Source organism: Alcanivorax sp., from assembly GCF_014762765.1.
In the GTDB taxonomy this organism is placed as follows: Bacteria; Pseudomonadota; Gammaproteobacteria; order Pseudomonadales; family Alcanivoracaceae; genus Alcanivorax.
In genome coordinates this window covers 1-9836 of record NZ_JABURH010000135.1, presented here as the reverse complement: position 1 = coordinate 9836, position 9836 = coordinate 1, and the positions used below count along the sequence as shown (strand labels likewise).

Below are 9836 nucleotides of genomic sequence, written 5' to 3'. Positions count from 1 at the left end.
TCTTCCAGCTGGATGCCGGCATCGGTGAGTTGCTGGCGGATCTCGTCGGCGCGGGCGAAGTTCTTGTCTTTCTTGGCCTGGGTGCGCTCGGCGACCAGGGCATCGATCTCGTCGTTGCTGAGACCGTCCTCGCGCACGTTCTTGTTCTGGAACCAGGCGGTGGGGTCCTCGGTCAGCAGGCCCAGCAAGTCGGCGGCGGCCAGCAGTTCGGCTTTCAGCTTCGGCTTGTCAGCCAGGTCCGCCTTGTTCAGTTCCCCGGCGATGGCGTGCAGGGCGCTGACCGCTTCCGAGGTATTCAGGTCATCTTTAAGGGCTTCCAGCACCGGGTGGTTGTCCGGCAGTTGGTAACCGGCTTCCGGCTCCACGGTTTCGCCACGGCCGAGCAGGGCGTAGTAGAGGGTATCCAGGCCTTTCTCCGCGTTATCCAGTACGTCCGCGGAGAAGTTCAGCGGTGACCGGTAGTGGCTGGAAATCAGCGCGAAGCGCAGGATCTCGCCGTGGTACTGGGTAAGCAGATCGCGCACCAGGCGGAAGTTGCCCAGGGACTTGGACATCTTCTCGCCGTCGATGTTGATGTAGCCGTTGTGCATCCAGTAGCGCACGTAATCAGTGCCGTGGGCGCAGCAACCCTGGGCGATCTCGTTTTCGTGGTGCGGGAAGATCAGATCCTGGCCACCGCCGTGGATGTCGATCACGTCACCCAGGTGCTTGTGGATCATGGCGGAGCATTCGATGTGCCAGCCAGGGCGGCCACGGCCCCAGGGGGAGTCCCAGCCCGGCTGCTCGTCGGTGGACGGCTTCCAGAGGATGAAATCGCCGGGGTGGCGCTTGTAGTCGGCCACTTCCACCCGGGCACCGGCGAGCATGTCTTCCAGTTTGCGACCGGACAGCTTGCCGTAGCCGGGCATGGATTCCACCGCGAACAGCACCTGGCCGTCGGCCTCGTAGGCGTGGCCCTTTTCCACCAGGGTGGCGATCATCTGGATCATCTCGGGGATGTGATCGGTGGCCTTGGGAATGATGTTCGGGGTTTTCGCGTTCAGGGACGCCATGTCCTCGGCGAAGGCGGCGGTGAAGCGCTCAGTGAGCACGCCGATATCTTCGTTGTTTTCCGCCGCGGCCTTGATGATCTTGTCATCAATGTCGGTGATGTTGCGGGCGTAGACCACTTCCGGGTAGAGCCGTTGCAGTAGCCGGTACAGCACATCAAACACCACCACCGGGCGGGCATTGCCGATATGGACGAAGTTATAGACCGTGGGGCCGCACACGTAGAGGGTGATGCGGTTGGGATCCAGCGGAATGAAGTCGTCCTTTTGCCCGGTGAGGGTGTTGTGCAGCTTGAGAGTCATTTTTTGTAAAGCTCTTTCGGATCGATGATCGGCGTCTTGTCGATGGTCACGTTGTCGGCGTCGGCTTTCCAGTAGAAGCAGTCGCGGCGGCCGGTGTGGCAGGCAGGGCCGGTCTGGTCCACTTTTACCAACACGGTGTCGGCGTCGCAGTCGATGCGCAGTTCTTTCAGCATCTGCACCTGGCCGGAGGATTCGCCCTTGCGCCAGAGTGTTTTCCGGGAGCGGGAAAAGTAGCAAACCCGACCGGTGGCCAGGGTTTCCTCCAGGGCTTCCCGGTTCATCCAGGCCATCATCAGCACTTCGCCGGTGTCATGCTGCTGGGCGATGGCGGCGATCAGGCCGTCGTCGGTGAGCTTCAGGTTGTCCAGGGCCTCCTGCAGGGGGACCTGGAAGCCTTCGGGCTGTTGTTCGTTGTCTTTGAACATGACGCCTCCGGGGCGGAGAGTAAATCCGCTGTAGGAGCCCCTCTCGAGGGGCGAACGGTACTTGGCAACGCTTTCGCAAGCAGGTTCGCCCCTCGAGAGGGGGTCCTACAGATGCTTCGTTCAGATCGGCAGGCGGGTCGCGTTGGCCAGGGCGGTGACGGCGGCGTCCAGGCTTGTCGTGTCGGTGGCCTGGGAGCCCAGGGTCCGGATGGCCACCAGTTGCTCGTCCGCTTCTTTCTCACCAATGACCCAGATCTGCGGCACCTTGGCGCGGGAATGCTCGCGTACCTTGAAACCGATCTTTTCGTTACGCAGGTCCAGCTCCGCCGGGATGCCGGCCGCTTCCAGTCGTTCCTTCACGCTGCGGGCGTAGTCATCCGCCGCATTGGTGATGGTGCAGATCGCTACCGGTACCGGCGCCAGCCACAGGGGCAGGTGCCCGGCGGTGGATTCGATCAGGATGCCCAGGAAGCGCTCCAGGGAACCCAGCACCGCGCGGTGCAGCATCACCGGACGCTGACGAGAGCCGTCTTCGGCCACGTATTCCGCATCCAGGCGCTCGGGCAGCACGAAGTCCACCTGCAGGGTGCCGCACTGCCAGTCACGGCCAATGGCGTCGCGCAGAACAAATTCCAGTTTCGGGCCGTAGAAGGCCCCTTCACCCGGGTTCAGTTCGCATTCCAGCCCCAGGGATTCCACCGCTTCACGCAAAGCGCCTTCGGCCTTGTCCCAGGTCTCGTCGGCGCCGGCACGTTTTTCCGGGCGGTCGGAGAACTTGATACGGAAGCTCTCGAAGCCGAAGTCCTTGTAGACCTCGCGCAGCATGGTGATGAACCCGGCGGTTTCCTCGTTGATCTGCCCTTCGGTACAGAAGATATGGGCATCGTCCTGGCTGAAGGAGCGAGCGCGCATCAGGCCGTGCAGGGCGCCGTGGGCTTCGTTACGGAACAGGGTGGTGAACTCGCCGAGACGAATGGGCAGGTCCCGGTAGCTCTTGATGCCCTGGTTGAAGATCTGCACGTGGCCCGGGCAGTTCATGGGCTTGACCGCCATTTCCCGGTGATCGTGGGTGCAGACGGTGAACATGTCATCGCCGTACTTGTCCCAGTGACCGGACTTTTCCCAGAGGATGCGGTCCATCATCTGCGGGGTGGCCACTTCCTGGTAGCCGCCTTTTTCCATCTTGCCGCGGATGTAGTTTTCCAGGTTCTTGCGCATGCGCCAGCCTTTCGGGTGCCAGAACATGCTGCCCACCGCTTCCTGCTGGATATGGAACAGGCCCATTTCCTTGGCCAGTTTGCGGTGGTCACGTTTTTCCGCTTCCTCAAGCTGCTTGAGGTAGGCGTTGAGTTCTTTCTTGTCGCGCCAGGCGGTGCCGTAGATACGCTGCAGCTGAGCCTTGGAGGCATCGCCGCGCCAGTAGGCACCGGCCACTTTCATCAGTTTGAAGCCATCGCCCAGCTTGCTGGTGCTGGGCAGGTGGGGGCCTCGGCACAGGTCGATGAAATCGCCCTGGCGGTAGAGGCTCACTTCCTGGTCGGCGGGCAGGTCGCGGATGATTTCCGCCTTGAATTCCTCGCCTTCTTTCAGGAAGAAGCTGACGGCTTCGTCCCGGTCCCAGACTTCACGGCGGATATCCTCGTTGCGGCGTACGATTTCCATCATGCGCTTTTCGATGGCCTTGAGGTCTTCCGGGGTGAAAGAGTCTTCCCGGTAGAAGTCGTAGTAGAAGCCGTTTTCGATGGTCGGGCCAATGGTGACCTGGGTTCCCGGAAACAGCTCCTGCACCGCTTCTGCCATCACATGGGCAGCATCGTGGCGGATCAGCTCCAGGCCGTCATCGGTGTCGCGGGTGATGATTTCCACCGTGGCGCCATCGTCGATGGGCAGGTAAACATCGATCAACTTGCCGTCCACTTTGGCGGCAAGGGCCTGTTTGGCGAGTTTTTTGCTGATACGCTCGGCAATGTCCAGGGCGGACGCCGGCTGATCAAACGCCATGGTTGCCCCGTCGGGCAGTTGATAGCTGACACTCATGAGAGGTAGGAATCCAGATTGGCTCGGAACCGGCAGATGGTAGGCAATCGCGCCCCCGGCTTCAACCGGAACCGGCGGTATATGCGCCGGTCGGAGGGAAATAGACGTATAGCGGTGTGTTTTGCCTGAAATCCTGGCTCAGCCTATGCTTGCTGGGTAAATACACGATTTTGTTACGGATGATCATTGGGAGCCGGATTGCTCATGAACTCCTCTTTACCCGACACCGCTCCGGTGACGGATGAAAACCTGATGCCGCGGCTGTTGCGGGTAGCGCAGCATCTCAGCGAGCAGCGGGATGTACCGCGCCTGCTGCAGGTATTGCTGGATGAGGCACTGTACCTGTGTGAGGCGGATACTGGCTGGGTGTGGCTGTATGCGGATGGCAAGCCTGAGCCAGGGCTGAGCTGTCTCTGCCGTCGGGCTGGAGATGCCTCCCTGCACGAGGAGGCCAGCCTGTTCTGCCCCATGGCACGCAAAAGTGGTTTGCCCGAGCAGTGTTATGAAGACGGCAAGCCGCTGGCGGTGGATCTGTCGGAAAGCGCTCTCAGCGAGGAGGACCGGTATTTACTGGATGCGCTGGCACCGGATGCTGGCGGGTTGCGGCTGTGGCCCCTGCGGAACCACGAAGGGGTGGTCATCGGTGTGCTGCAGCTGGCCTATAACCGGGCGCTACCGGCCCGTTTGCACCGGCTGGGGAAACACAGCGACCTGATCTTCCAGTCCCTGCTCACCTATGCGGGCATTGCCCTCAGCAACCTGAGCCAGGTGCAGGAACTCAAGGAACTGCTGGATGCCTTTATCAAGGTGCTGGCCCAGGCCATTGATGCCAAGAGCCCGCACACCAGTGCCCACTGTCAGCGAGTGCCGGTAATCACCGAGATGCTGGCCCAGGCGGCCTGTGAGGATGATTCGGACTTTGCGGATTTTTCCCTGGATGAGGATGGCTGGTACGAGTTGCACGTGGCGGCCTGGTTGCACGACTGCGGCAAGCTGGCTACGCCGGATTCGGTGCTGGACAAATCCACCAAGCTGCACACCCTGCATGACCGTATCGACGAGGTGGCCAGTCGCTTTGCCGCCCTGCGGGCGGAAATCCAGTTCCGTTACGAAAAGGCCTGCCTGCTTGATCCCGCCGATGAGCCCGCCAGCCGAGAGCGCATGGAAGCGGAAATCAGTCAATTGAAGGAAGATCTGGCGTTTCTGGAGCGCATCAATCGCGGCGGAGAAGCCATGGCCGAGGCGGACCAGCAACGGGTGCGGGATATCGCCGCGCGGCGCTGGACCGATGCCTGGGGCCAGAAAAAGCCCCTGCTCACCGACGACGAGGTTTACAACCTGTGCATTCCCCGGGGCACTCTGACTCCGGAAGAGCGGCAAATCATCAATGGCCACATGGATGTGACCCTGGATATGCTTGGCTCGTTGCCGTTCCCGCCCAAGCTGCGCCAGGTGCCGGAATATGCTGGGGGCCATCATGAAAAAATGGACGGCACCGGCTTTCCATTGGGGCTTACCCGCGACCAGATGTCGATCCCGGCGCGAATCATGGCCATCGCCGATGTGTTCGAGGCTCTTACCGCCAAGGAGCGACCTTACAAGACGCCGCTGAAACTCAGCGAAGCGCTTGGCATCCTGCAACGCATGCGCGACAACGATCACCTGGACCCGGACCTTTATCGGCTGTTTATCCGGTCCGGGGTATGGCGCCAGTACGCCGAGAAGCATCTGGATCCGGTGCAGCTGGATGTGGAGGATGGCAGTGCGTTTTTGTGACGGGTTTTCTGTAGGAGCGTCGCTGGCGGCGCGATAAAAGACCAGGATCAAACGCATTTTCACCACAGAGGGCACAGAGCACACAGAGAAAAAACGTCTTTCCTCAGTGATCTCTGTGCCCTCTGTGGTAAATACCGCTTTTCAGGTTTTGGGTTTATGCTCTCCGTTCCGGTTTCGTGCCACCAGCGACGTTCTTGCAGCAAAATTGCCGAATTTCCCCTTGAGGTTTCTTGTGCGTATTTCTTTTTTTGTAGTGCTCTGTTTGTTGTCACCTCTGTCGCTTGCCAGCGACTGGCTGCTATCCCTGGAAGGGGAGCGTACCCAGGGGGCGCTGCTGCGTGGCCAGGTGGCAAGTGGGGTGGCGGTCAAACTGGGTGACCGGGCGGTGCGGACCACGCCGGAAGGTTTTTTTGCCGTTGGTTTCGGTCGGGATGATGCCCTTGAGCAGGTGTTGGTACTGGAAAGGCAGGGTGAGGTGCAGCAGGTACCCGTGACACTCAGCAAGCGGGAGTACGACATCCAGCGAGTCGAAGGGGTGCCCAAACGTACCGTGGAGCCACCGCCGGAAGCGGTGCTCAAGCGGATTCGTCGCGAGGTGGCCGAGATCAAGACGGCGCGGGATATCGACTCTGCCCTGCTGGCTTTTCTCAGTGATTTTCAGTGGCCGCTGACCGGGCGAATCAGCGGAGTCTACGGCAGCCAGCGGGTCTACAACGGCAAGCCAGGCCGTCCGCACTATGGTGTGGACGTGGCCCGCCCTGCCGGCACGGTTGTCGTTGCGCCGGCAGATGCGGTGGTGACCCTGGTGCAGAGTGACAACTATTATTCCGGCGGGACCCTGATCATGGATCATGGCTACGGCGTCTCCTCCACCATGATTCACCTCAGCGAGGTGTTGGTGGAAAAAGGTCAGACAGTGAAGCAGGGCGAGCCGGTGGCCAAAGTCGGCGCATCCGGCCGCGCCACCGGCCCGCACCTGGACTGGCGGTTGAACTGGTTTGAAGTGAAGCTGGATCCGGTGACGGTGGTGCCGCCGATGAATTGATAATTGAAAATGGATAATTGATAACTGCGCGATCGGTGTTACTGCAATTTTAAACGCAAGAGGCCGCGCCCATATTCCGGGCGCGGCCTCTTGCGTTTAAAAACGAACCGGTCTTGTCCGCGGCGTTATCAATTATCCATTCTCAATTATCAACTAACTCAACATCTCCACCAACCCCTGACTATTCATCAACGCCACCCGATTACGACCAGCACCCTTGGCCTGGTAGAGAGCTTCGTCGGCCTGTTTCAGGAGTTCGGCGCCATTGCTGGCGCCGTGATCGGAGCAGGCCACGCCCACGCTGATGGTGACTACCTGGCTGACCCGGGAGCCGCTGTGGGGCAGGCCCAGTTGCTCTACCCGGTTTCGCATGCGCTCGGCAAACACCAGGGCGTCGTTGAAGCTGGAGTCGGTGAGCACGATGACAAATTCCTCGCCACCATAACGGGCAACAAAATCGGTTTCCGCCTGCACCATGGAGAGGGGGACATTGGAGATTTTCTTCAGGCATTCGTCCCCGGCGGGGTGGCCGTAGGTGTCGTTGTATTGTTTGAAGAAATCGATATCAAACAACAGCAGGGAAAGCCGTTCAGGTGCGTCCGGGTTGCCTTGCTTGTGCAAGTGGAAAAGATGATTGAGGCGGGATTCCATGCCCCGTCGGTTGATACACCCGGTGAGGCCATCCACGGTGGCCTGGTTTTCCAGTACCAGGTTGGCGGAGTGTAGTTCGTTGCGGTGCTGGTAGAGAACGTGTTCGGAGAGGAAGTGCTGCCGTAGCAGCCGCTCGTACACGTACTGGCCGAACAGGCTCATGCTGGCAAACGCCAGTGTCACCATGGTCAGAGTGGTGGACTCGAAGGGAGTGCGCTCCGGGTTGGCCACCAGTGTGGCGATCATGGCGCCTATCATCACCGTGGAACTGAGCAGGGCGGAATAGAACGGCACACGGATCAGGATGCAGATCATGATGATCGACAGGGGCGTGTGCAGGAAAAAGGTATAGGCAAGGGGGTGGTCAACATGCACGCCCAGGTAATTGCCTGTCAGGGCGATGGCAAAGGCCAGACCCAGTGTGGCCGGATGCAACCATTCCCGCCATTGAAGTTTGCGGGTGAGGATAGCGCAGCCGCCAGCGAGCATCAGGGTGAACAGGCGGGGGCGCCAGGAGTTGGTGATCACATCCGGGCCAATCCAGGATTCGATCAGCATGGCTGTGGCGATCAGGATGGAGACCAATCCCAGCGCCCAAGGAGCCACCTTTGACACGCTTGCCAGGAAATACAGGCGAAAGTCTTTTTCCAGCGGCTTCGGCAGACGCAGGTGCCACGGCAGGATGATATCACTGCCAGTGGGAAGCGGGTTGCGTTTCTGGGGAGCTGTCACGGCCGATAGGGCTCCTGTCTGTCCATGTGTCGTTGGCGGCCATGTTTCATCATAGAGTATGCCCGTTATGGAAAAAAATCACAGGCGGCCAACGGCATATTGTAAGGACAGAAGGTCGTCAGCGTTCAGTCCAGCAGAGCCAGTAGTGCCTGTTGCTTGCCTGCGGGCAACCTTCGGAAGCGTTCCAGCAGGTACGCCTCCTCATTGCCATCAGGAATTGCCGGTTCGCCATGGGGCAAGGTTGTTGGCCAATTGCTCAGACTGTGCTGCAAGCGGGCAATGATCTCCGCGTTCATGCTTCGATGACTGAGGCCGGCGGCTTCCGCCACACTGGCCCGCATGCCATTGGGAAATCGAACCACGAACTTCTCGGCTCGCGTGGTTGCGCTGCTTGTCATAGTAACCTCTGAATCACACCTGCGAACTATAAATCAGCCTCTTTGTATAAGAGTGGCTGTTCCAGACAACACGGCAGGGTGTAGCGTTAACAGTGCATCAGACCTTACGCATTTTTTTGCCTTTAGGCGATACTGGCAGCTTGCCATTAAGCCTCAAACAGCGACCCGGTTAACACTGAAAACGGTAAAAATTGCTTTTACATTGCAGAATGCTTCACGCAACGTGTCTAAGGCGTCACGCAATGGGGGTGTTCGCTGCCTGCTGCGTGATGCAACAGGCATGCTTGGTTCTTCATGTGACAGCCCGATCGCCGCTCTATAGAATCCATCTCAATGATGCTTCATTGAGTGATGATTCATACCATGAATATTGGCGCGGCAGACCTGAACCTGCTCAAGTACCTGGACGTGTTGTTGCGCGAGCAGAATGTGACCCGGGCGGCGGAACAGCTGGGGATTACCCAGCCCGCCATGAGCAATTCGCTCAAGCGTTTGCGGGAACTGTTCGGCGACCCGTTGTTGATTCGTACCAGTGATGGCATGACTGCCACGGAGCGCGCCCAGGAGTTGCGCCCGTTGGTGCGACAGATTCTGTCCCAGGCAGAGCAGCTGTTTACGCCGGAGGATGTGTTCAAACCCTCGGAAAGCCGCCGGGTGTTTCGCATCATGACCAGCGACTACGCGGAAGCTACCCTGGTGCCCCATATCGTGCGGCGCCTGCGTGCAGAAGCGCCCAATGTGGTGCTGGATTTTCTGACCCCCTCGGACGTGAGCTACCAGGATATGGAGCAGGGTCGGGTGGACATGGCAGTGAACCGCTTCAACGAAATCCCCGGTTCCTTTCACCAGGTTAGCCTGTGGAAGGATTCCTTTTCCTGTCTGCTGAATAGGGATAACCCCATTGCCAGTGATTTCAATCTGGACAGCTACCTTTCGGCGCAGCATATCTGGGTATCAAAAACCGGTTTCGGGGTGGGTTTCGGGATGAACCCGGAAAAGCTCGGCGGACTGGGCTGGATCGATCATGCCCTGGAGCAGCTGGGAAAGAGCCGCAAGATCAGCATCTTTACCCGCCACTACCAGATGCCAGCGCTGCTGGCCATGAACAACGATCTGGTCGCCACCCTGCCCAGCCGCGTGGCGCGCATGCAGGCACAGAATGAACGCCTGCTGATCAAAGAGCCGCCCTTCGACATTCCCCAGTTCGAACTGAAAATGGCCTGGTCATCGTTGCTTCACCACAACGTGGCCCATCGCTGGTTGCGACGGCTGATCCAGGAAGAAGCAGAAAGCATTCTGGCGGAGGAGTAGCTACGAGCTGCGCTCGATTGGATTGGGAATGTCTGGAACGTTCCCGGGACTTCGTCATTGCTACGAAGACGCTGTAGGAACGTAGCGCAGCGGAGTAACGCACGTAGTT

The 9836-nt window shown here is 59.5% G+C and carries 8 protein-coding genes; 3 read left to right on the top strand and 5 right to left on the bottom strand.

What is annotated here, in order from left to right; translation table 11 throughout:
- The 3 genes from cysS to thrS form a co-directional block, all read right to left on the bottom strand.
- Positions 1-1352 (bottom strand): cysteine--tRNA ligase (gene cysS, locus HUJ17_RS09475; protein ID WP_290510462.1); only part of this gene is annotated, 1352 nt, incomplete at its 3' end.
- Entirely contained in the window at positions 1349-1777 is a 429-nt protein-coding gene (hisI, locus tag HUJ17_RS09470; RefSeq protein ID WP_290510461.1) for a phosphoribosyl-AMP cyclohydrolase, read from the bottom strand. The genes cysS and hisI, both read right to left, overlap by 4 nt.
- Positions 1778-1897: 120 nt before the next feature.
- Positions 1898-3814, bottom strand: coding sequence for a threonine--tRNA ligase (gene thrS, locus HUJ17_RS09465; RefSeq protein ID WP_290510460.1), 1917 nt, complete (start codon positions 3812-3814; stop codon positions 1898-1900).
- 204 nt (positions 3815-4018) lie between these two features.
- Between thrS and HUJ17_RS09460 the strand changes: the two genes are divergently transcribed.
- Together HUJ17_RS09460 and HUJ17_RS09455 are read left to right on the top strand one after the other, a co-directional pair.
- The gene (locus HUJ17_RS09460) at positions 4019-5590 is read left to right on the top strand and encodes an HD domain-containing phosphohydrolase (RefSeq protein WP_290510459.1); all 1572 of its coding nucleotides are present in this window, start codon (positions 4019-4021) and stop codon (positions 5588-5590) included.
- A 232-nt stretch (positions 5591-5822) separates the two neighbouring features.
- Positions 5823-6635, top strand: coding sequence for a M23 family metallopeptidase (locus tag HUJ17_RS09455; protein ID WP_290510458.1), 813 nt, complete (start codon positions 5823-5825; stop codon positions 6633-6635).
- 153 nt (positions 6636-6788) lie between these two features.
- Here the strand turns inward: HUJ17_RS09455 and HUJ17_RS09450 are convergent, their stop codons facing one another.
- Positions 6789-8018 carry a GGDEF domain-containing protein gene (locus HUJ17_RS09450; protein ID WP_290510457.1) on the bottom strand — a complete coding sequence of 410 codons (1230 nt, stop codon included), beginning with the start codon at positions 8016-8018 and terminating at the stop codon, positions 6789-6791.
- Between the two features lie 125 nt (positions 8019-8143).
- Entirely contained in the window at positions 8144-8416 is a 273-nt protein-coding gene (locus HUJ17_RS09445; RefSeq protein WP_290510456.1) for an Arc family DNA-binding protein, read from the bottom strand.
- A 363-nt stretch (positions 8417-8779) separates the two neighbouring features.
- Here HUJ17_RS09445 and HUJ17_RS09440 point away from each other — a divergent pair, with 363 nt between their 5' ends.
- On the top strand, positions 8780-9727 hold the full coding sequence (locus HUJ17_RS09440) for a LysR family transcriptional regulator (RefSeq protein WP_290510455.1): 948 nt from the start codon (positions 8780-8782) through the stop codon (positions 9725-9727).
- Positions 9728-9836 lie beyond the last annotated feature (109 nt).

Excerpts from the sequence above, each read along its gene's own strand:
- HUJ17_RS09445 (WP_290510456.1), bottom strand. The coding sequence starts at position 8,416 with ATGACAAGCAGCGCAACCACGCGAGCCGAGAAGTTCGTGGTTCGATTT.
- HUJ17_RS09460 (WP_290510459.1), top strand. The coding sequence starts at position 4,019 with ATGAACTCCTCTTTACCCGACACCGCTCCGGTGACGGATGAAAACCTG.
- hisI (WP_290510461.1), bottom strand. The coding sequence starts at position 1,777 with ATGTTCAAAGACAACGAACAACAGCCCGAAGGCTTCCAGGTCCCCCTG.
- HUJ17_RS09440 (WP_290510455.1), top strand. The coding sequence starts at position 8,780 with ATGAATATTGGCGCGGCAGACCTGAACCTGCTCAAGTACCTGGACGTG.
- thrS (WP_290510460.1), bottom strand. The coding sequence starts at position 3,814 with ATGAGTGTCAGCTATCAACTGCCCGACGGGGCAACCATGGCGTTTGAT.